Below are 21,616 nucleotides of genomic sequence, written 5' to 3' on the forward strand. Positions count from 1 at the left end.
CCGCGGGTTCGACGAAGGGCCGGGTCGTGTGACCCGGCCCCTCGTCCGTCAGTGCGTCAGGCGGCGGTGCAGCTCACCGTGGTCGAGGAGCTCGGCGCGGTGCCGCTGCCCACGAAGCCGTAGGTGGTGGACGCCCCGGCACCCAGCAGCCCGTTCCAGGCGGCGTTGGACACCGTCACGGTCGAGCCGGACTGCGCGTACGTGCCGGACCAGCCGCTCTGGACCGCGCCGCCCGAGGGGAGGGCGAAGGAGGTCTTCCAGCTGCTGATCATCGCGCTGCCGTTCTTCACGGTGACGGCGGCCTGGTAGCCACCGGGCCACGTGTTGCTGACCACGAGGGCCGCCGTGCAACCCTTGTTCGGCGGCGTGGTGGGGGTCACCGTGGGCGTCGGTGTGGCGGTGGGGGTGGGGGTGACCGTCGGCGTCGGGGTCGAGGTCTGGGTCGGCGTCGGGGTGGGGGTCGGCTGGACGCCGCCGTAGATCTTCGCGGTCACGGCCGTGGACTTGATGCCGTTCGTGCCGGTGAAGATCCGGGTGCCCCACGACGTCAGGGACGACGGGTTGAAGCTGGTCACCATGTCGAGGTACTCGACACCGCCACCGTTGCCCGACCAGGACCAGCCGTAGTAGCCGAGGCCCCGCTTCACGGACTCGGACATGATCGTGTCCTCGTCCGGGTCGCCGTCGGAGTGCATGTTGCCGAACTCGCCGATGACCAGCGGCAGGCCCTTCGCCTTGAAGGCGTCGAGGTAGGCGTTGATGGTCGAGGCGTTGTTGTAGACGCCGTACATGTGGACGGAGAACAGGACGTTCTTGTCCGGGTCGGACGCGGCGACGGTCGCGGCGTTGTCCCGCATGATCCCGGCCCAGTCCTGACCCCACGAGGGGGCGTCGATCACGATGTTGTGGTGCAGCCCGGCGTTGCGCAGCTTCTGGATGGCCGCGGAGCTCGCCGACGCCCAGGTCGCGTTGGTCGTCGCGTTGTTGCCGAAGGGCTCGTTGCCGATGTTGATCTGGACGTAGTCCTCCTGGCCCTGCAGGACCGAGGCGATGCTCACCCAGTAGTTGGCGGCCGTGTCGAGCGTGACGGCGCCGCTCTGCTCGCCGTAGCCGGTGGTGTCGTGGTTCTCGAGCATGCAGATCAGCTTGTTGGCCTTGCAGAGGCTGATGATGTTCGCGACGTCGGTGGCGTCGTTCTTGGTCCAGCGGTCACCGCCGGACAGCACCACGCGCAGGGCGTTCGCGCCGGCTGCGCGGATCGCGGGGATCGCGGTCGCGGTCTGGGACGTGTACCAGGTGTGGGCGTGGCTGACGCCGCGGGCGACGAACGGCGTGCCGTCCTTCTCCACGAGCTGGGTGCCGGACACGTGCAGGCCGGGTGGCGTCGCGGCCTGCGCGGACGTCGAGATCAGCGTCGTCGCACCGAGCGCGACGACGGCGGCAGCCAGGGCGGCGCCGGACAGCAGGGACAGTCGAGACCTCATGGGACTTCCTCGTTCCTGGGGCATCGGACCGGCCGCGGGCACGCGGCGGCCTCGAGGGTTCTCGTGGGTGGAAGCACCCGCCCGCCGTTCCGCCGGCCGGCCGACGGGCGGGTGCGTGGTCACACAACCAGGTCAGGGAGGCGCTCTCCACGGCCCGAAACGCTTCACACCGCACGCGAACCCCCACCTGACCTCACGCGTTGCCGGGCGGGTGTGGCGACGCCCCGGCCGACCGGGGACCGGGCAGACTGGACGGATGACGACGAGCAGCGCCCGCCCACCGCGCACGCCCGGGGCGTCGGCGATCGAGGAGCAGCGCCGGCGCGGTCGGGTCAGGGAGATCGCTTCTCGGGCGGCGCTGATCCTGGCCGTGCTGAGCCTCCTGTCGGCGACGATCGAGCCGCTCTGGCAGCGGATGGGCCTGGTGCGCGACATCGCCCCGGAGCTCGTGGTCCACACCGCGCGGCCCGCGCTCGGGCTGGTCGCCGTGGTCCTCCTGCTCACCGCCCGGGGCCTGCGGCGCGGGAACCGGCTCGCGTGGCTGGGCACCCTGGCGGCGCTGGGCGTCTCCGTGGCGATCCATCTCGCCAAGGGCCCCGACCTCCTGCCTGCCCTCGTCATCGCCGTCGTCATCGTGTGGCTCGCCGCGCAGGCCGAAGCGTTCCCGGTGCTGCCCACGCGCCGCGCCGTCCGGTGGGCGGTCGTCTGGACGGTCGCCATCGTCGTGTTCCTCGTCGTGCTCGTCGTCGGTCTGGCCGTCTGGGCGGTCGCCGCCGACGCCACCGAGGCGCAGGTCGAGCGGCTCGGCCAGATCCTGGCGCCCGTCACGTACGCACTGGCGGTGGTGTTCGTCGTCGCCCTGCTCTGGTCCCTGCTCTCACCGCGCCGACCGCGCACGCTCAGCCCGGCGGATCATCGCGACGAGCGGGAGCGGGCTCGGCTCGTGGTGCAGGAGCACGGCAGCGGCACGCTCGACTACTTCGCGCTGCGGGACGACAAGGACTGGTTCTTCACCGGCGCGACCGTGATCGCGCACTCGGTGCGCGGGGGAGTGTGCCTGGTGTCGCCGGACCCCATCGGCCCGCCCGAGGAGCGCGGGCTCGCGTGGGCGGAGTTCCTCGACTTCGCCGACGACTTCGGCTGGTCGGTCGCGGTCATCGGAGCAGCCGCCGACTGGCTCCCCGTCTACGAGTCGAGCGGACTGCGCACGGTCTACCTGGGCGACGAGGCCATCGTGGACTGCCCGACGTTCAGCCTGGAGGGCCGGTCGCACAAGTCCCTGCGGCAGGCGGTGAACCGCATCCAGCGCGCCGGCTACACGACGACCTTCCACGACCCGTCAGCGATCGAGCCCGGGCTGCGCGCGCAGATCGAGGAGATGAGCGAGGAGTCCCGGCACGGCGAGACGGAACGCGGCTTCTCGATGACGCTGTCGCGCCTGTTCCAGCCCGAGGACACCGGCCTGCTGCTCTCGGTCACCCGTGATCCGGCCGGTCGCGTCGACGCGTTCTGCCAGTGGGTGCCCGCGACCGCGATCGGCGGCTGGTCGCTCGACGTCATGCGGCGGCGCACCGACACCGAAGGGCTGCCCAACGGCCTCATCGACGCGAACATCGTCGCCACGATCACCCGCCTCGCCGGCGACGGCCAGCACGGGCTCGGGCTGAACTTCGCGATGATGCGCGAGGTCCTCGAGGGCGATCCCGCCGAGGCCTCGCGCATCGAGGCGCTGACCAAGCCCATCCTGCAGCGGCTCTCGCAGGGCACCCAGATGGGGTCGCTCAGCACGTTCAACGAGAAGTTCGACCCCGGCTGGGTGCCGCGGTACGTGGTGCTCGACTCGGTCGAGCTCGTCGCGACGCAGGCCCTCGTGCTGGCCGGCGCGGAAGGGGTCACGGAGATCCCGGTGATCGGACGGTTCCTCGGGAACATCGGCGCACCGTCGTGACCCTCTCGCTGCTGTGCGCGATCGGGTCGGCGCTGGCGTACGGCGCCAGCACCCTCATGCAGGCAGTAGCGACGCGACGCACCCAGGGGCTCGCCGCCGTCCTCACGCCCCTGGTGATCGGTGCGTTCGTGGTCGACGGGCTCGGGTTCGTGCTCTCTCTGCTGGCGCTGGACAACCTGCCGCTGTTCGTCGTCCAGTCGATCATGGCGTCGATGCTGGTGGTCGTCGTCGTCGGGGCCCGGTTCCTCCTGCACGCGCGCATGCGTCGCCTGGACGTCGCGGCGGTCGGTGTCGTGATCGCCGCGCTCGTGCTCATCGGTCTGGGCTCCGGCGAGCAGCCGGCGGTCGCGCCCCCGGAGTCGTTCGAGCGGGCGATGCTCGTCGCGACCGGCGTGCTCGTCGTCGTGGCCCTCGCGTCCTACCGGTCCCGGACCCGGCTGGCTGCTGGCCGCGATCGCCGGTCTCGGCTTCTCCGGTGCAGCGATCGCAGCCCGGGCATCGCACCACCACGACGGCATCTGGGAGACGATCTGGCAGCCCATGACGGTCTGCATCGTGGTCGGCGGGATCGTCGGTGCGCTCTGGTACCTGCGTGCGCTGGAACGGCTGGCCGTCGGACCCAGCGCCGCGATCCTGTCCGTGATCGAGGTCGTCGTGCCCGGCGCCGTCGGTGTGCTGGTGCTCGGAGACACGGTCGCCAACGGCATGCTGCCCGGCGTCCTCGTCGGGCTCGTCCTGGCGATCACCGGGTGCGTGGTGCTGGCGATGAGCCCGGCGAACGAGGTGGCAGAGGGGGAGCCGGCTCCGCGCACGGAGCCGGCTCCCGCGTAGACCTCAGTCCTCTTGCTTGGCCCCTGGTGCAGAGAGCCCGCGGGCGATCAGGTCCATGACCGAGGAGTCCGCGAGCGTCGTCGCGTCGCCGACCTGGCGGTTCTCGGCGACGTCCCGCAGCAGGCGGCGCATGATCTTGCCGGACCGCGTCTTGGGCAGCTCCGCGACGACGAGGATCTGCCGCGGCTTCGCGATCGGGCCGATCTCCTTGGCGACGTGGTTGCGCAGCTCGGTCTGGACCGCGTCGGCGTCCTGGTCGCCGCCACCGGCGTCGCCGCGCAGGATCACGAACGCCACGACCGCCCGGCCCGTCGTCTCGTCGGCGGCACCCACGACCGCGGCCTCCGCGACCCACGGGTGCGACACCAGCGCGGACTCGATCTCCGTGGTGGACAGCCGGTGGCCCGACACGTTCATCACGTCGTCCACGCGGCCGAGCAGCCAGATGTCGCCGTCGGCGTCCTTCTTGGCACCGTCGCCGGCGAAGTACAGGCCCTGGAACCGGGACCAGTAGGTGTCGACGTAGCGGTCCGGGTCGCCCCAGATACCGCGCAGCATCGACGGCCACGGCTCGGTGAGCACCAGGTAGCCGCCCCCGCCGTCGGGCACGGAGTGCGCCTCGTCGTCGACGACGTCCGCCGCGATCCCCGGCAGCGGCACCTGCGCCGAACCGGGCTTGGTCTCCGTGACGCCCGGCAGCGGGCTGATCATGATGGCGCCCGTCTCGGTCTGCCACCACGTGTCGACGATCGGTGCGCTGTCCCCGCCGATGACCCGGCGGTACCACATCCACGCCTCCGGGTTGATGGGCTCACCCACCGACCCGAGCACCCGCAGGCTCGACAGGTCGAACTGGTTCGGGATCTCCTCGCCCCACTTCATGCAGGTCCGGATGGCCGTGGGCGCGGTGTAGAGGATCGAGACCTTGTACTTCTGGATGATCTCCCACCAGCGGCCGCGGTGCGGGGTGTCGGGCGTGCCCTCGTAGATGACCTGCGTGGCGCCGTTGATCAGCGGCCCGTAGACGACGTAGGTGTGGCCGGTGATCCAGCCGACGTCGGCCGTGCACCAGTAGACGTCCGTCTCCGGCTTGAGGTCGAAGACGTTGCGGTGCGTGTACGCCGCCTGGGTCAGGTAGCCGCCGGTGGTGTGGAAGATGCCCTTGGGCTTCCCGGTGGTGCCGGAGGTGTAGAGGATGAACAGCGGGTGCTCCGCCTCGACCGCGACCGGCACGTGCTGGTCGCTCGCGGTGTCGACGACGTCGGACCACCAGACGTCGACCTCGTCGTTCCAGGCCACGTCCTGACCGGTCCGCTTCACGACGAGCACGTGCTTCACCGACGGGGTGCCCTTGGTCAGCGCCTCGTCGACGGCGGGCTTCAGCGCGCTGGCCGACCCCCGCCGGTACCCGCCGTCCGCGGTCACGACGAGCTTCGCCTCGGCGTCGTTGATCCGGGTGCTCAGCGCCTCCGCGGAGAACCCGCCGAAGACGACCGAGTGCGGGGCGCCGATGCGCGCGCACGCCAGCATCGTGACGACGGCCTCCGGGATGAGCGGCAGGTAGATGGCGACGCGGTCGCCCGTGCCGACACCCAGCGCCGCGAACGCGTTCGCGGCCTTGGACACCTCGCGCTGCAGGTCGGCGTAGGTGAGTGTGCGGGTGTCGCCGCCCTCGCCCTCGAAGTGCAGCGCGACCCGGTCGCCGTTACCCGCCTCGACGTGCCGGTCCACCGCGTTGTAGGCCGCGTTCAGCGTGCCGTCGGCGAACCAGCGGGCGAAGGGCGCCTTCGACCAGTCGAGGACCTCCTCGAACGGCTTCTCCCAGCTCAGCAGCTCCCGGGCCTGCTCCGCCCAGAAGCTGGGCCGGTCGGCGTTGGCCCACGCGTACAGCCCGCGCTGCGCGTTGGCCTGGGCGACGAACTGCGGGCTCGGTGGGAACCGGCGGTCCTCCGTGAGCAGGTTCTCGAGCCCGGGCTCGTGGGTCTCGGGCGTGGTGTCGGTCACGAAGGACCACCTCCTGAGCAGCGACGTCGATGCAGGTGGACCGGGGTCCGGAACCGCACTCTAGCCGGACACCCGGCCTGCCCATGCTCTCGGCTCAGACGCGGTGGCGCTCGCGGAACTCCCCGAGCCGGGCCCCGCGGCGACGGGCCGACCCGGCCACGATGCCCGCCAGCAGGAGCAGGAATCCCACCGCGAGGACCATGCCCGACGTCCCCGCGACGGTCACCTGCGTGACCGTGAGCCGCCAGCCGGACGACGTGAGGATGTTGAGCGTCTGCTCGCGGGCGATCGACGGCACGTACAGGTACACGATGCCGGCGAGCGTCAGCACCGCACCGCCCGTGATGGGGACCGCCGGGGTCCAGAGCGCCAGCAGCAGCACGCACCCGAGGATCAGCAGGCCGAGCGAGACCAGGACGATGCCGAGCACCTCGGTGGATGCGTCCCAGCCGTCGACCTGCGCCTGCAGGATCCGGGACTCGCCCAGCAGCAGCACCGCGACCCCGATCGGGGCGAGGATCAGACCGACGATGACGCCCAGGATGTGGGACCCGACCGACGTGCTCCGCGGGGCGTTCGGGTCCGGGAAGAGCCGGTCGTCGTCCTCGGCGGCGGGGGGCGTCGGCTCCGTCGGCGCAGGCACGGCTGCGACTGCTGCGACGGGTGCGACGGGTGCCGCGGCGGCGGGCTCAGGCGTCGGCGTCGGGGACCGGACCGGGTCCGGCGGGGTCTCGACGGGGGCCGCGGCCGTCGTCGACGGCTCGTCCGGAGGCGTGGGAGCCGGTCGGACGACCGCGTGCCGGCCGGTGTCCGCGGCCGGTTCGCTCGTGCTCGACCTCCGGGTCGCGGCGGTCGCCGCGCCCGCGCCGGCCACGGCGCCCGCGCCCGCGGCGGTCGCGGTCGAGGGCAGCTCGGCGTCGACCGTGCCTGCGACGGGCTCGGACGGCTCGACGTGCTCCGCCGGCGGTGCCACGGGGGCCTTCACGGGCTCAGCCGCGGTGACGGGGGGCGTCTCGGGCTCGGTCGGGGTCGGCGGGTCGAGGGTCTCGACGGTCGGCGCGACCTGGTGGGCGTCGGAGTCGTCGACGGCCGGTGTCGTCTCGTCGATGGACGTGCTCGGCTCGCTGGTCGTGTCCGTCTCGGCGGTGTCGTCCGGGCGGTCGGTTGCGCCGCCGGGACGGTGCGGGTCGGAGGTGCTCATGCGTGCTCCTCGAAGCTGGCGACGTCGGGCGGCGTCGGGTGACGCCGCTGTTCCGAGTCACCGTATTGCCAGCGGCACCCGGTCGCTGGGCAGCGCGCCCGAGCCGGACTCCTCCGCATCCGGCATCCGCGGTGCCGGCCTGCTGCCGTACGCGTAGGCCGCGCCGACGAGGAGGGCGCCACCCACGAGGTTGCCGAGGCCGACGAGCGTGAGGTTCCTGGCCATCTCGAGGAGATCGGCACCGGGCAGACCGCCGTAGAGGCCGAGCGAGAACGTCGTCATGTTGGCGACGACGTGCTCGAAGCCGGACGTGATGAACACCATCACGCAGCCGAACACGACGACCAGCCGCGCACCCTCGCTGCGCAGCCGCGCCGCTCCCCAGACGGCCAGGCAGACGAGCAGGTTGCACAGGATCCCGCGCGTGAACAGCTGCATCGACGTCGCGCCGGCCTTGTGCTCGATCATCGCCGCCAGGACGGTCCCGCCGGGGGTGCCGGGCGCGAGGACCCCGGAGACGTGCACGAGGAACGCGAACAGCATCGCGCCGATCAGGTTGCCTCCGAGGCAGGCGAGGAGCGTCAGCCCGGCGCGGCCCCAGCCGATGACGCCGCGCAGCGCGCCCTGGGTGAGGATCATCATCGCGGAGGTGGCCAGCTCGGCCCCGGCGACCAGGACCACGGTCAGCGCCACGCCGAACACCAGCCCCTGCACCAGGGGGGTGAACGGCGAGTCTGCGACGGCCAGGGGGCCGCCCGCGGTCGCCATGATGAGGACGCCGATGCCGATGTACGCCCCGGCGAGCATGGTCCGCACCAGGAACAGGCCCGGCGTGTCCAGGAGGTCGACCTTGTGGCGCGCGCCGGTCGCCTGGGCGTCGACCGTGTCGGGGATGCTCAGCACCCGTCCATCGTCGCGCCGGCCCGCGGCCGTGTGGAGGGCCGAAGGGCCCAGGGAATCCGTGACGCCTCACCGCGGTTGCGACCGCACGTGACCCTCCTCTTCTCGCCGCTGACCCTGCGCGGCACCACGTTCCGCAACCGTGCCTGGCTCGCGCCGATGTGCCAGTACTCGGCCGTCGACGGCAGCCCGAACGACTGGCACCTGGTGCACCTCGGCTCGCGGGCCGCCGGCGGCTTCGGGCTGCTGATCGCGGAGGCGACGGCCGTGGTCCCCGAGGGGCGCATCTCACCGCAGGACACCGGCCTGTGGCACGACCTGCACATCGCCGAGTGGCGGAGGATCACGGACTTCGTGCACGAGCGCGGCACCCAGATCGGCGTGCAGCTGGCGCACGCGGGCCGCAAGGCGTCGACGTTCGCCCCGTTCGCCGCCGGACGTGGCTCCGTCCCGCCGGACCAGGGCGGCTGGACGACCGTCGGTCCGTCGGCCACGGCGTTCCCCGGCCTCGCGACACCCCACGCGCTCACGCTCGACGAGATCGCGGGCATCCCCGCGGCGTTCGCGGCGGCCGCCCGACGGGCCGACGACGCCGGCTTCGACGTCGTCGAGCTGCACGCCGCCCACGGCTACCTGCTGCACCAGTTCCTCTCGCCGCTGTCCAACGAGCGGGACGACGAGTACGGGGGCCCGCTCGAGAACCGCGCCCGGCTGCTCGTCGAGACGACCGACGCCGTCCGCGCCGCCTGGCCCGACCACAAGCCGCTGTTCGTCCGGCTGTCCGCGACCGACTGGGTGGAGGGCGGGCTCACGGTCGACGAGGTCGCGCAGGTGGCCAAGGAGCTCGGCGGCCACGGCGTGGACCTGGTCGACGTCTCGACCGGCGGCAACGCGCCCGCGGACATCCCCGTCGGACCCGGCTACCAGGTGCCGGCCGCCCGCGAGGTGCGCGAGACGTCGGCGCTGCCGGTCGCGGCCGTGGGGCTCCTCACGGACCCGGCGCAGGCGGAGGCCGTGCTCGCGGACGGGTCGGCGGACGCGATCCTGCTGGGCCGCGAGGGCCTGCGCGACCCGTTCTGGCCGCTGCGCGCCGCGCACGAGCTGGGCGTCGCCGACGACGCGGCCTGGCAGCCGCAGTATGCGCGGGCGACCTGGGCCTAGAGGCTCAGCGCTCGCGCGATCGGGACGCCCGGGCGGTAGGCCAGATGGCGGTGGGTCGGGGCGTCGAGGACGGCGAGGTCGGCGCGGGCGCCCAGGCGCAGGTGGCCGACGTCGTCGCGACGCAGCGCGTGGGCGCCGCCGAGCGTGGCCGCCCGGAGCGCCTCCGTGATGGTCATCCGCATCTCGCGGACGGCGAGCGCGATCATCAGCGGCATCGACGTGGAGTAGCAGGTGCCGGGGTTGCAGTCGCTCGCGAGGGCGATCTCGACGTCCGCGTCCAGCAGGCGGCGCGCGTCGGGGTAGGGGGACCGCGTGGAGAACTCGACGCCGGGCAGCAGGGTGGCGACCGTGCCGGAACCGGCCAGTGCGTCGACGTCGGAGCCGCTCAGGTAGGTGCAGTGGTCGACGCTCGCGGCACCGAGCTCGACCGCCAGCCGCACGCCCGGGCCTGGCGTGAGCTGGTTGGCGTGCACGCGCAGGTCGAGACCCGCCGCGCGGGCGGCCACGAGCACCTCCCTGGCCTCGTCGCCGTCGAACGCGATCGGGCTGGCGGGCTCGCAGAAGACGTCGGCCCAGCGGGCGTGCGGTGCGCAGGCCGCGAGCATCGGGCCGACGACCAGGGCGACGTACTCCGCGCGGTCGACGCCGGGCGGGACGACGTGCGCGCCCAGGAACGTGGTCTCGGTGGTGACCTCGCCGGCCAGCCGGAGCAGGCGCTCCTCGGTGGCGACGTCGAGCCCGTACCCGCTCTTGACCTCGATCGTCGTCGTGCCCTGGGCGCGCGACTCGGCCACGAGGGCCGCGAGGCTCCGGCGGAGGTCCTGGTCGGACGCCGCCCGCGTCGCTGCGACCGTCGTCGCGATGCCGCCGCCCGTGTACGCCGTGCCCGCCATGCGGGCCTCGAACTCGGCCGCGCGGTCGCCCGCGAAGACGAGGTGCGTGTGGGAGTCGACGAAGCCGGGGACCACCGCGGCGCCGGCGAGATCGGTGCGCGTGTCGGCGGCGGGCTGCTCGCAGGCCGGCCCGACCCAGACGACGAGACCGTCCTGCGCGACCAGTGCCGCGTCGCGCAGCGGCCCGTCGAACCGCGGGTCGTGCGTGACCAGCTCGCCGATCCCCGTGACCAGGTGCGACGTCATCGAGCCCCCTCCCATGCTGCGCGGACAGCGGACCCCAGCATCGCGCCGACGTCGCCCAGCGCGTGCCGGCCGCCCTCGACCCGCACGACACCGCCGACCACGACCGTGTCGACGTCGGCGCTGCCCGCGACCAGCACCAGCTGCGCGGGGTCCGCGCCGGCGGTGCGCGGGGTGTCGGTGCGGACGGCGACCAGGTCGGCCGGCGCGCCGGGTTCCAGACGGCCACCCGTCGGGTCGCCCAGGCCGGCGTGACCACCGGACGTGAGGAGCTCGAGCAGCTGCGCGGGGGTGAAGGCGCCGCGCTCCTCGCTCGCCAGCCGCTCATGGAGCTCGACCGACCGCGCCTCGGCGAGCAGGTCGGTGCGGACGTGCTGGTCGCTGCCGACGCTCAGGCGGGCGCCCGCGGCGTGCAGCAGCGCACCCGGCGCGATCCCGTCGCCGAGGTCCTGCTCGGTGGACGGGCACAGGCACACGCCCGTGCGCGTGGAGCCCAGGATCGCGACGTCCTCCGGAGATACGTGGACCGCGTGGATCGCGGTGGTGTCCGGGCCGAGCGCGCCCGCATCCTCCAGGAGCCGCGTCGGCGTGACCCCGAACGTCGCCAGCGACTGCTCGTTCTCCAGGCGCTGCTCGGACAGGTGCACGTGCAGGGGCCGCCCGGTGGCGTGCGCGGCGACGACCGGGATCGCGTCGAGGGGGACCGCACGGACCGAGTGGATCGCGGCGCCGACCGTCAGGGTGTCGTCGGGCCGGATCGCGGCAACCCGGTGGGCCCAGGCGTCGGCGTCATGGTCGCCGAACCGGCGCTGGGCACCCTCGAGCGGGGCGTCGATGCCCCCCGTCAGGTAGGCCGTGTCCAGCAGGGTGATCCGCAGGCCGGCGTCGCGGGCGGCCGTGCGCAGTGCCTCGGCCATGACGTTCGGGTCGTCGTACGGGGTCCCGTCCGGGGTGTGGTGCAGGTAGTGGAACTCGCCGACCGCCGTGACGCCCGCGAGCACCATCTCGGCGTAGGTGGCGCGCGCCAGGTCCAGGTAGGTGTCGGGGGTCAGGGTCGCCGCCAGCGCGTACATACGCTCGCGCCAGGTCCAGAACGTGCCGCCGCCGTCGTGGGTGCGTCCGCGCAGGGCCCGGTGGAAGGCGTGGGAGTGCGTGTTGGCGAACCCGGGCAGGACCACGCCCGGCAGGCGGTGATCCGTTCCGGCGGCGGGCACCCCCGTGGTGACCGTCGTGATGCGGCCGTCGGCGGTGCCGATACGGACGTCCTGTGCGAGGCCGTCCGGCAGCCAGACGTGCGCCGCCCAGTACGTGGTCACGTCAGCAACCGTCCCAGCACGGCGGCCAGCGCGTCGATGCCCGCCAGGCAGTCCGCCTCGTCGGCGTCCTCCGCGGGGGCGTGCGAGATGCCGGACGGGTTGCGCACGAAGAGCATCGCGGTGGGGATGCCCGCGGCGGCGAGGATCCCGGCGTCGTGGCCGGCACCCGTGCCGAGGCGTGCCGGGTTCCCGAGCGCTCCCGCGACGACGTCGGCGAGGTCGGTGTCGAGGACCGTGACCGGGCTCCACGACTCCTCGGTCGGGGCGTACTCCTGGAGTGCCGCGAGGACCGCACGGACCGCCGACTCGTCCTCGGCGCGGACGTCCAGCCACGCCGTGACCTGCGACGGGATCGCGTTGACGCCGTTGGGGTCGACGTGCAGCTTGCCCACGGTCGCCAGTGCACCGGCGTCGTGGGCGGCCCGTCGCACGTGCGCGATGAACGCCGCGAGGTCGAGCATCGGGTCGCGGCGGTCGGCCAGCGGCGTGGTGCCGGCATGGTTGGCCTGGCCGCGGAGCTCGACCCGCCAGCGGCCGTGCGGCCAGATCATCCGGCCGACGCCCACCGGGTCGCCCGTGTGCACCAGACCGCGACCCTGCTCGACGTGCAGCTCGACGAAGGACGCCACGCGGCGGAGCGTCTCAGGGTCGGGGCCGAGACTCCCGGGGTTCCGTCCTGCGGCGTGCATCGCATCGGCCATCGTCGTGCCGTCCGCGTCGCGCAGGCCCCGAGCCCTGTCCGGGTCGAGGACGCCTGTGATGAGCCGTGAGCCGGCGCAGGCGACGCCGAACCGGGCGCCCTCCTCGTCGACGAAGCTCGCGATGCCGAGCGGCCTGCTCGGAGCGACGCCCTTCGCCCGGAGCGCGTCCAGCGCGGCGAAGCCGCTGACCACGCCGAGCGGCCCGTCGAACGCACCGCCGCCCGGCACGGAGTCGAGGTGGCTGCCGGTGACGATCCCGGGCGTCGCGTCCGGGTCGCCCCACCACGCCCACTGGTTGCCCGCACGGTCCGTCGTCAGCGAGAGCCCGCGCGCCTCCGCCTCGCCCGCGAACCACTCACGCAGGACGTGGTCCTCACGCGTCCAGGCGAACCGGCGGTAGCCGCCGTCGGACGCGCGGCCGACGGGCGCGAGGTCGGACCAGGCGCGGCGGAACGTGGTGGCGGTGGCCGTCGCGAGGTTCGGCGTGCCCGGCGCGGACGTCGTCATGCGCCGCCCTCCCGCATCGGCACCCGCAGGCCGTGGGCCGTCGCGACCTCCTCGGCGCGCGGGTAGCCGGCGTCCACGTGCCGCAGGACCCCCATACCCGGGTCGTTGGACAGCACGCGGGCGAGCTTGCGCGCGGCGAGCTCCGTGCCGTCGGCGACGGACACCTGCCCCGCGTGGATCGAGCGGCCCATCCCGACGCCCCCGCCGTGGTGGATCGACACCCACGTTGCCCCCGACGACGCCGCGACCAGCGCGTTCAGCAGGGGCCAGTCGGCGATCGCGTCGGACCCGTCGGCCATCCCCTCGGTCTCCCGGTACGGCGACGCGACCGACCCGGCGTCGAGGTGGTCGCGACCGATGACGAGCGGTGCGGTGACCTCGCCGGACGCGACGAGGTCGTTGAACCGGAGGCCCGCGCGGTCGCGCTCGCCGTGCCCGAGCCAGCAGATGCGCGCCGGCAGGCCCTGGAACGCGACCCGGTCCTGCGCCGCACGGATCCAGCGGTGCAGGTGGTCGTCGTCGGGGAACAGGTCGAGCACGGCCTGGTCGGTGACGGCGATGTCGCGCGGGTCGCCCGACAGCGCGGCCCAGCGGAACGGCCCCTTGCCCTCGGCGAACAGCGGCCGGATGTACGCGGGGACGAACCCGGGGAAGTCGAACGCCCGGTCGTAGCCGCCCTGGCGCGCCTCGTCGCGGATGGAGTTGCCGTAGTCGAACACCTCGGCGCCCGCGTCCATGAACCCGACCATCGCCTCGACGTGCCGGGCCATCGACTCGCGCGCGCGGTCGGTGAACTCCTCGGGCTTCGCGGCGGCGTAGGACGCCCAGTCGGCCACGTCGACGCCGACCGGGAGGTAGGACAGCGGGTCGTGCGCGGACGTCTGGTCGGTGACGACGTCGACCTCGACGCCGCGGCGCAGGAGCTCGGGGAGGACCTCGGCCGCGTTGCCGACGACGCCGACGGAGAGCGCGGTCTTCTGAGCTCTCGCTTCGCTGACCAGCGCAACTGCCTCGTCGAGACTCCCCGCCACCTGGTCGAGGTAGTGCTCGCGGACCCGGCGGTGCAGGCGGTCGCCGTCGACGTCGACGATCAGGCACGCGCCCCCGTTGAGCGTGACGGCGAGGGGCTGCGCGCCACCCATGCCGCCGCAGCCGCCCGTGACGGTCAGGGTGCCCGCGAGCGTCCCGCCGAACCGCTTCGCGGCGACGGCGGCGAGCGTCTCGTACGTGCCCTGGAGGATCCCCTGCGTGCCGATGTAGATCCAGGAGCCGGCCGTCATCTGCCCGTACATGGTCAGCCCGAGCTGCTCGAGCCGACGGAACTCCGGCCAGGTCGCCCAGTCGCCCACGAGGTTCGAGTTGGCGATCAGGACGCGCGGCGCCCACTCGTGCGTCCTCAGCACGCCGACCGGCTTGCCCGACTGGACCAGCAGCGTCTCGTCGTCGCCCAGCGTGGTCAGCGTCCGGACGATCGCGTCGTACGCGTCCCACGACCGTGCCGCCTTGCCGGTTCCGCCGTAGACGACCAGGTCGTCCGGCCGCTCGGCCACCTCGGGATCGAGGTTGTTCATGAGCATGCGCAGCGGGGCCTCGGTCTGCCAGCTGCGGGCCGTGAGCGTGGTGCCGCGGGGCGCGCGGACGGGGCGGGGACCGGTCATCGGTGGGCTCCTAGCACTGCGGCGATCTGTCCTTCGCGGACGACGTCCGCCGCGGTCTCGAGGTCGGGGGAGAGGTACGTGTCCGGGCCGGGGCCGGGGATCCCCGCCGCGCGGAGCAGGTCCCGGACGGCACCCGTGACGGGCGACGGGGTCAGTGGGGCGCGCAGGTCCATCGCGCGCGCGGCCGTGAGGATCTCGATGCCGAGCACCCGGGTCAGGCCGTCGAGGGCGCGACGGAGCTTGCGGGCCGCGTGCCACCCCATCGACACGTGGTCCTCCTGCATGGCCGACGACGGGATCGAGTCGACGCTGGCCGGCACCGCGAGCCGCTTGAGCTCGGAGACCAGCCCGGCAGCCGTGTACTGCGCGATCATCAGGCCGGAGTCGACCCCGGGGTCGTGCGCCAGGAACGGGGGCAGGCCGTTGCTGCGCGCGACGTCGAGGAACCGGTCGGTGCGGCGCTCGGACATGCTTGCGACGTCCGCGACGGCGATCGCCAGGAAGTCGAGCACGTAGCCGACCGGGGCGCCGTGGAAGTTGCCGTTGGACTCGACGCGACCGTCGTCGGTGATGACCGGGTTGTCGATCGCGGCGGCCAGCTCACGCTCCGCGACGTCCCGCGCGTGCTGCGCGGTGTCCCGGGCCGCGCCGTGCACCTGCGGGGCGCAGCGCAGCGAGTACGCGTCCTGCACGCGGGTGCACTCCGGGGTCTGGTGGCTGGCCATGATGCCCGAGCCGTGCAGGGCCGCACGGATGTTCGCGGCGGAGGTGGCCTGTCCGGGGTGGGGGCGCAGACCCTGGAGGTCGGCGGCGAACACCGCGTCGGTGCCGAGCAGCGACTCGACGCTCATCGCCGCAGCGACGTCGGCCGTGTCCAGGAGGATCACCAGGTCGTGCAGCGCCAGCGCGAGCATGCCGAGCATGCCGTCGGTCCCGTTGATGAGGGCCAGGCCCTCCTTCTCGGTCAGGGTGTGCACCTCTCGGGGCTCAGTCACCAGTGCGCCCGTGGCGTCGCGCACCTCGCCCTCGCCCATGAGCGCCAGCGCGCAGTGGGCCAGCGGCGCCAGGTCGCCCGAGCAGCCCAGCGAGCCGTACTCGCGGACGACCGGCGTCAGGCCCGCGTCGAGCAGGGCCGCGTACGCGCTCGCCGTCTCCGGTCGGACGCCCGTGTGGCCCGTGGCCAGCGTGGACAGGCGCAGGAGCATGAGCGCGCGGACCACCTCGCGCTCGACCTCCGGGCCGGTGCTGGCAGCGTGGGAGCGGACCAGGCTGCGTTGCAGGTCGCGACGCCGTTCCGGCGGGATCGACAGCGTGGCCAGCGCGCCGAAGCCCGTGGAGATGCCGTAGTGGGGCTTCGTGTCGGCGGCGAGCTCGTCGACGACCGCGCGGCCTCGCGACAGCGCTGCGATCGCTTCCTCGGACAGTCGGACCCCGGCGCCGTGCCGGGCCACGGCCACGATGTCCGCGATCGAGACGGGGCCGGTGCCGACGACGACGGTGTCGATGGCGGTCGTGGTGCTCATGGTTCATGACACCCCCGCTCGCTCGCCGCTCCTAGGGTGCTAGGGGCGATTCCGTCTGGTATCCCAGACACCATGACCTCCGTCCCTGCGGCCGACGCGACCCTCCGGCTGCTGCACCACCTCTCGCGGACCGGTCCGATGCCCGCCGCCGCGCTCGCCCTCGCGCTCGACCTGCCGCGCTCGACCACCTACCACCTGCTCACGGTGCTGACCGAGCACGGCTTCGTCGTCCACCTGCCCGAGGAACGCCGGTACGGGCTCGGCCTGAGCGCGTTCGAGCTGGGCTCCGCCTACTCCCGGCAGGCGCCGCTCGCTCGCGCCGCTCGCCCGGTGCTCGCCCGGCTCGTCGACCACGTCGGCGAGAGCGCGCACCTGGCCGTCCTGCACGGGCGCGACGTCCTCTACGTCGTCGAGGAGCGCGCCGCCGGGCGCCCGGCGCTCGTCACCGACGTCGGCGTGCGCCTGCCCGCCCATCTGACGGCTAGCGGGCGGGCGATCCTCGCCGGACTGCCTCCGGCACAGGTGCGCGCCCTGTTCCCCGGGCGGGAGTCGTTCGTCGACCGCACCGGCGTGGGGCCGCGGCGGCTGTCCGAGCTGCGGACCCTCCTCACCGAGGTGCGGCGCATCGGCTGGGCCTCCGAGTCCGGGGACGTGACCGCCGGGTTCGCGTCCGTCGCGTCGGTCGTGCGGGATCACACCGGGCACCCGATCGCCGGCCTCGCCGTCACGTTCGCGCAGGGCGCCGAGCCCGACGCGTTCGTCCGGGCCACCCAGCGGGCGGCGGCCGAGCTGTCGCGCCGGGTCTAGAGGTCCTGCCCGGGCAGGGTGGTCACCGTTCGGCCAGGACCTTCGCGCGCGGTCCGGGAACGCCCAGCATGAGCAGGCTGGTCGTGATGACCGCGGAGACGTCGATCTCCGTCCGGTGCAGGTCGTCGTCGGCGAGGGTGAACACCGCCGACCAGGCCGCCTGGCTGAGGCTGCCGGCGGGGAGGTGGCGCCCGAACGCCCCACTCTCCTGGCCTCGTGCGACCAGGGCGGCGAGCGACTGCTCGACCGTCCCGAGGAGGGCGTGGATGTCGGCTCCGAACTCGCCGCGCCGGAGTGCGACGAGCACCCGATAGCGGTGCGTCAAGGGCCAGAGGCGGGCGATGAAGTCGGTCCACGCCACGTCGGCCGCCTTGTCGACCGGGGCCGCCTCGGCAAGGACCGCCGTGATCTCGTCCACGGCACGCCGGGCGAGTGCGACGACGAGCTCGGACCGGGACGGGAAGTACCCGTAGACGGTCCGTCTGACCACGCCGGCAGCCGCGGCCACCTCGCCCATGCCCGCGTCGGGGGTCTTCCCGAGCACCTCGATCGCCACGTCGAGCAGGCGCTCCCGCGTGTCGCCGCCACGAGGTCCTGAGGACTCCTTCTGCACGGCGACATCATTGCACACTAGTGTGCAATGGGCCTAGTCTGCACACCGGTGTGCAACGTGCACCGGAGACGAGAGGAAGCACACGATGACCGCATCCAGTCCTGCACCGGAGGACATCCGCCCGTTCCGCGTCGCCGTCCCGGACGCGGAGATCGACGACCTCACGGCACGACTCGCCAGGACCCGCTGGCCAGATCCGGAGACGGTCGCCGACTGGTCGCAGGGCGTCCGCGTGGAGAGCGCACGATCGCTCGTCTCGTACTGGGAGAGGGAGTACGACTGGCGCCGCTTCGAGTCCGAGCTCAACGCCGTGCCGCAGTTCCTGACCGCGATCGACGGTCTCGACGTCCACTTCCTGCATGTCAGGTCGAGGAACCCCGACGCGCTGCCGCTGCTCATGACGCACGGATGGCCGAGCTCGATCGCCGACTTCCTCCGGTTGGTCGGACCGCTCACGGATCCCGCCGCGCACGGAGGGGAGGTCGCCGACTCCTTCGACGTCGTCATCCCGTCCCTCCCGGGATTCGGGTTCTCCGGCAAGCCGACCGCCGCAGGCTGGGACGTCACCCGCATCGCCGGGGCGTGGGCGGAGCTCATGCGCCGGCTCGGCTACACCTCCTGGACGGCCCACGGCGGCGACTGGGGGGCGGCTGTCACCACGGCCCTCGGCGCGATGCAGCCGGAGGGTCTCCTCGGGATCCACCTGAGCACCCCGTACGCGTTCCCGGAGCAGATCCCCGACACGCTGACTCCCGACGAGCGCCGTGCGGTGGACGGGCTGGCCCTCTATGCCGGCCCGCTGGGCGGGTCCAACCACGTGCAGGGCACGAAGCCGCAGACCGTGGGATTCGCGCTGGCAGACTCTCCGGCCGGTCAGGCAGCCTGGATCTACGAGAAGTTCCAGTCCAAGACGGACAACCACGGGCTCGCCGAGGACGCCCTCGGCGTCGACACCATGCTGGACGCGATCTCGCTCTCCTGGTTCACCAACAGTGCCGCGTCGTCCGCCCGGATCTACTGGGAGAACCGCTCGGCGACCATGGCCGGTCCGAAGCTCACGCTGCCGGTCGCCGTGACCGTCTTCCCGCGAGACATCCCGCGGTTGCCGAGAAGCTGGATCGAAGCCGCCTACAGCAACCTGGTCCACCTCGGCGACGCCGAGCGTGGCGGGCACTTCGCCGCGCTCGAGCAGCCGGAGATCCTCGTCGACGAGCTTCGTGCCGGTCTGCGGGGCCTCCGCGTCCAGCGACGGACGGGCTAGACCTCGAGAGGCGTCTGCGCCGCCTTCGTCACGGCCGCCGCGACCACCGTCGTGACCTCCGGGTTGAACACGCTGGGCACGATGTACGTCGGGTTGAGCTCGTCGTCCGTGACCACCGACGCCAGCGCGTACGCCGCCGCCAGCAGCATCGCGCTGGTGATCCGGTGGGACTGCGCGTCCAGCAGCCCGCGGAAGACGCCCGGGAACGCGAGCACGTTGTTGATCTGGTTGGCGAAGTCCGAGCGGCCCGTGCCGACGACCGCCGCGTACTGGGCCGCGTCGTCCGGGTCGACCTCGGGCCGGGGGTTGGCCAGTGCGAACACGATCGAGTCCTTCGCCATCGTCGAGACGTCGTGACCCGTGATCACGTCCGGCGCGGAGACGCCGATGAACACGTCGGCGTCCCGGAGCGCGTCGGGGATGCTGCCCGAGATGCCGCGCGGGTTCGTCATCGACGCCGTCCAGAACAGGGACTCGTCCAGCCCCGGCCGGTCCGCGCGCACGACGCCCTCGATGTCCGCCACGACGACGTCCTTGGCGCCCGCCGCGAGCAGCAGCTTGAGCACCGCGGTACCTGCCGCACCCGCGCCCGACAGCACGATCCGCACCGTCGCCAGGTCCTTGCCGACGACCTTCAGCGCGTTGGTGAGCGCCGCGACGACGACGATCGCGGTCCCGTGCTGGTCGTCGTGGAACACCGGGATGTCGAGCCGCTCGCGCAGGCGCCGCTCGATCTCGAAGCACCGCGGCGCCGAGATGTCCTCGAGGTTGATCCCCGCGAACACCGGCGCGATCGCGCAGATCGTCTCCACGATCTGGTCCACGTCCGTGGTGTCCAGCGCGATCGGGAACGCATCGATCCCCGCGAACCGCTTGAACAGCACCGCCTTGCCCTCCATCACCGGCAGGCTGGCCAGCGGACCGATGTTGCCGAGGCCCAGCACCGCCGTGCCGTCCGTGACCACCGCGATCGTGTTGCGCTTGATGGTCAGGCGGCGCGCGTCCTCCGGGTGGGCGGCGATGGCCTCGCAGACGCGCGCGACGCCCGGTGTGTACGCCATCGACAGGTCGTCGCGGTTGCGCAGCGGCACCTTCGACTCGATCGACAGCTTGCCGCCGATGTGCATGAGGAACGTGCGGTCGCTGACCCGTTCGACGACCACGCCGTGCAGGCCCTTGAGCGCCTCGACGATGTCCGCCGCGTGCTGCTCACCCCGCGTCGCGCACGTCACGTCGACCGTCATCTGCTCGTGCCCCGACGCCGTGACGTCCAGCGCCGTGACGATGCCGCCGGCCTTCTCGATCGCCGTGGTGAGCTCGCTGACGGCGGTCGGCCGGGCCTGCACCTCCAGGCGCGCCGTGATGGACGAGGAGACGGAGGGGGACACCATCCGGACATTGTGACGTGTGCCGGGCGGATGAGGGGCCGTCGCGGCCGGGTGCGGGCTCACTAGAGTCACGGCGTGACCGACCCTCTCGCACCGCTGCTCGACCTGCCCGGGGTGGCCGACGCCGTCGACCGTGCCCGGGTCGCCTGCGAGGAGCTGCGCTGGCACGAGGCCTTCCGGCGCCGCTGGCGCGAGGTCCGGGCCGAGGCAGGTCTGCGGGCGACCCGGGCGTCCTGCGAGATGGAGGGCGTGCGCGTGCCGCTGTCGCTGGTGCGGTCGCTGGCCACCGAGGGCGGGAACGAGCCCGTCGTCGTCGGTGCGCTCCGAGCGACCGCCCTGGTGGAGCGCTGGATGCCGGCGCTCGGCGACCGCGGCTCCGTCGCCCTCCCGCCGCTCGGCCAGCTGCTCGCGCAGGTGCACGCCGCCGCGACCGGCGGCTGGCTGCCCGACGAGTCGGTGGGTCGGTTGCGGTCGACCGAGCAGCCCGGCGACCTGCGGGGTCTGGGTCCCGCACCCGTCGCCGACGAGCTGGCCGCCCGCGTCGAGCTGCTCGGCCGGACCGTGCGGGAGTCGTCGGCGCCGGCGCTCGTCGTCGCTGCCGTCGTGCACGGCGAGCTCCTCACCCTGCGGCCCTTCGCCGCCGCGAACGGGGTGGTCGCCCGCGCGGTGGCGCGGTTGCTGCTGACCGCGCGGGGCCTCGACCCGACGGGGTCCCTGGTTCCCGAGGGCGCCTGGGCCGCGGCCCTGAACCCGTACCTGGGCGCGGCGGCGGGGTTCGCAACGGGCTCGCCCGACGGGGTGGCCGCCTGGGTGCGCGGCTACGGCAACGCGGTGGAGGCCGGTGCGGCCGAGGCACGCGTCATCGCGGACGGGGTGCTGGCGGGCTCGCTGGGATCGCTGGGATCGCCCTAGCCCAGCCGGCGTCGTCGCAGGTCGCATCGCGCGTCCGGCGTCGCCCCGCGGCCCGCCTCACGTCGCGCGGCCCCGCCTCACGTCCCGCGGCCCCGCCTCACGTCCCGCGTCCCGCGTCCTCGTGCGTCGAACAAGCCATGGGTGACGTCTCGTCGCCGGTGCGCGTCACTCATGGCTTGGTCGGGGCCGCGGGCCGCGCGTCCTCTGCGTCGAAAGCCATGGGTGACGTCTCCTCGCCTGTGCGCGTCACTCATGGCTTGGTCGG

Annotated in this window: 17 protein-coding genes; 6 read left to right on the plus strand and 11 right to left on the minus strand. The window is 73.3% G+C overall.

From position 1 onward, the window contains the following. Positions 1 to 56: 56 nt before the first annotated feature. Positions 57 to 1,484, minus strand: a complete 1,428-nt coding sequence (locus tag ASD16_RS00680; protein ID WP_055911813.1) for a cellulase family glycosylhydrolase — start codon at positions 1,482 to 1,484, stop codon at positions 57 to 59. 256 nt (positions 1,485 to 1,740) lie between these two features. Between ASD16_RS00680 and ASD16_RS00685 the strand changes: the two genes are divergently transcribed. Both ASD16_RS00685 and ASD16_RS00690 read left to right on the plus strand, forming a co-directional pair. Continuing rightward, complete coding sequence (locus ASD16_RS00685; protein WP_055911816.1) at positions 1,741 to 3,432, plus strand: bifunctional lysylphosphatidylglycerol flippase/synthetase MprF; 1,692 nt, start codon at positions 1,741 to 1,743, stop codon at positions 3,430 to 3,432. 540 nt (positions 3,433 to 3,972) lie between these two features. After that, entirely contained in the window at positions 3,973 to 4,263 is a 291-nt protein-coding gene (locus tag ASD16_RS00690) for a hypothetical protein (protein ID WP_055911819.1), read from the plus strand. A gap of 3 nt (positions 4,264 to 4,266) precedes the next feature. Here ASD16_RS00690 and acs read toward each other — a convergent pair whose 3' ends face one another. The 3 genes from acs to ASD16_RS00705 form a co-directional block, all read right to left on the minus strand. Further along, a complete protein-coding gene (gene acs / locus ASD16_RS00695; RefSeq protein ID WP_055911822.1) occupies positions 4,267 to 6,267 on the minus strand; it encodes an acetate--CoA ligase in 2,001 nt (666 codons plus the stop codon). 94 nt (positions 6,268 to 6,361) lie between these two features. Next, positions 6,362 to 7,468 (minus strand): hypothetical protein, encoded by a 1,107-nt coding sequence (locus ASD16_RS00700; protein ID WP_055911825.1) that lies wholly within the window; start codon positions 7,466 to 7,468, stop codon positions 6,362 to 6,364. A gap of 57 nt (positions 7,469 to 7,525) precedes the next feature. Then, on the minus strand, positions 7,526 to 8,371 hold the full coding sequence (locus ASD16_RS00705; protein ID WP_055911828.1) for a formate/nitrite transporter family protein: 846 nt from the start codon (positions 8,369 to 8,371) through the stop codon (positions 7,526 to 7,528). An 87-nt stretch (positions 8,372 to 8,458) separates the two neighbouring features. Here ASD16_RS00705 and ASD16_RS00710 point away from each other — a divergent pair, with 87 nt between their 5' ends. After that, entirely contained in the window at positions 8,459 to 9,529 is a 1,071-nt protein-coding gene (locus ASD16_RS00710) for an NADH:flavin oxidoreductase/NADH oxidase (RefSeq protein ID WP_055915508.1), read from the plus strand. Here ASD16_RS00710 and hutI read toward each other — a convergent pair. The 5 genes from hutI to hutH are packed head-to-tail and all read right to left on the minus strand — an operon-like array spanning position 9,526 to position 16,370. After that, a complete protein-coding gene (gene hutI, locus ASD16_RS00715) occupies positions 9,526 to 10,668 on the minus strand; it encodes an imidazolonepropionase (RefSeq protein WP_200942791.1) in 1,143 nt (380 codons plus the stop codon). The two genes, ASD16_RS00710 and hutI, sit on opposite strands and share 4 nt — an antisense overlap. Next, positions 10,665 to 11,981 carry a formimidoylglutamate deiminase gene (locus tag ASD16_RS00720; protein WP_055911833.1) on the minus strand — a complete coding sequence of 439 codons (1,317 nt, stop codon included), beginning with the start codon at positions 11,979 to 11,981 and terminating at the stop codon, positions 10,665 to 10,667. The genes hutI and ASD16_RS00720 overlap by 4 nt, the downstream gene beginning before the upstream one ends. Then, a complete protein-coding gene (locus tag ASD16_RS00725; RefSeq protein ID WP_055911836.1) occupies positions 11,978 to 13,189 on the minus strand; it encodes an allantoate amidohydrolase in 1,212 nt (403 codons plus the stop codon). The genes ASD16_RS00720 and ASD16_RS00725 overlap by 4 nt, the downstream gene beginning before the upstream one ends. Then, on the minus strand, positions 13,186 to 14,847 hold the full coding sequence (gene hutU, locus ASD16_RS00730; RefSeq protein ID WP_055911840.1) for a urocanate hydratase: 1,662 nt from the start codon (positions 14,845 to 14,847) through the stop codon (positions 13,186 to 13,188). Before hutU ends, ASD16_RS00725 begins: the two co-directional genes overlap by 4 nt. Beyond that, positions 14,844 to 16,370, minus strand: a complete 1,527-nt coding sequence (hutH, locus tag ASD16_RS00735; protein ID WP_055911844.1) for a histidine ammonia-lyase — start codon at positions 16,368 to 16,370, stop codon at positions 14,844 to 14,846. Before hutH ends, hutU begins: the two co-directional genes overlap by 4 nt. A gap of 72 nt (positions 16,371 to 16,442) precedes the next feature. Between hutH and ASD16_RS00740 the strand changes: the two genes are divergently transcribed. After that, positions 16,443 to 17,177 (plus strand): IclR family transcriptional regulator, encoded by a 735-nt coding sequence (locus ASD16_RS00740; RefSeq protein ID WP_055911847.1) that lies wholly within the window; start codon positions 16,443 to 16,445, stop codon positions 17,175 to 17,177. Positions 17,178 to 17,199: 22 nt separating this feature from the next. Here the strand turns inward: ASD16_RS00740 and ASD16_RS00745 are convergent, their stop codons facing one another. Then, complete coding sequence (locus ASD16_RS00745) at positions 17,200 to 17,790, minus strand: TetR/AcrR family transcriptional regulator (protein ID WP_055911850.1); 591 nt, start codon at positions 17,788 to 17,790, stop codon at positions 17,200 to 17,202. A gap of 85 nt (positions 17,791 to 17,875) precedes the next feature. Between ASD16_RS00745 and ASD16_RS00750 the strand changes: the two genes are divergently transcribed. Continuing rightward, on the plus strand, positions 17,876 to 19,051 hold the full coding sequence (locus tag ASD16_RS00750; protein WP_055911853.1) for an epoxide hydrolase family protein: 1,176 nt from the start codon (positions 17,876 to 17,878) through the stop codon (positions 19,049 to 19,051). Here the strand turns inward: ASD16_RS00750 and ASD16_RS00755 are convergent. Continuing rightward, complete coding sequence (locus ASD16_RS00755; RefSeq protein WP_055911856.1) at positions 19,048 to 20,442, minus strand: NAD-dependent malic enzyme; 1,395 nt, start codon at positions 20,440 to 20,442, stop codon at positions 19,048 to 19,050. The genes ASD16_RS00750 and ASD16_RS00755 overlap by 4 nt on opposite strands. A 72-nt stretch (positions 20,443 to 20,514) precedes the next feature. On the opposite strand from ASD16_RS00755, the gene ASD16_RS00760 reads away from it, so the two are divergent. Next, positions 20,515 to 21,351 (plus strand): Fic family protein, encoded by an 837-nt coding sequence (locus ASD16_RS00760; protein ID WP_055911859.1) that lies wholly within the window; start codon positions 20,515 to 20,517, stop codon positions 21,349 to 21,351. Positions 21,352 to 21,616 lie beyond the last annotated feature (265 nt).

The organism is Cellulomonas sp. Root485, assembly GCF_001426705.1.
GTDB lineage: Bacteria > Actinomycetota > Actinomycetes > Actinomycetales > Cellulomonadaceae > Cellulomonas.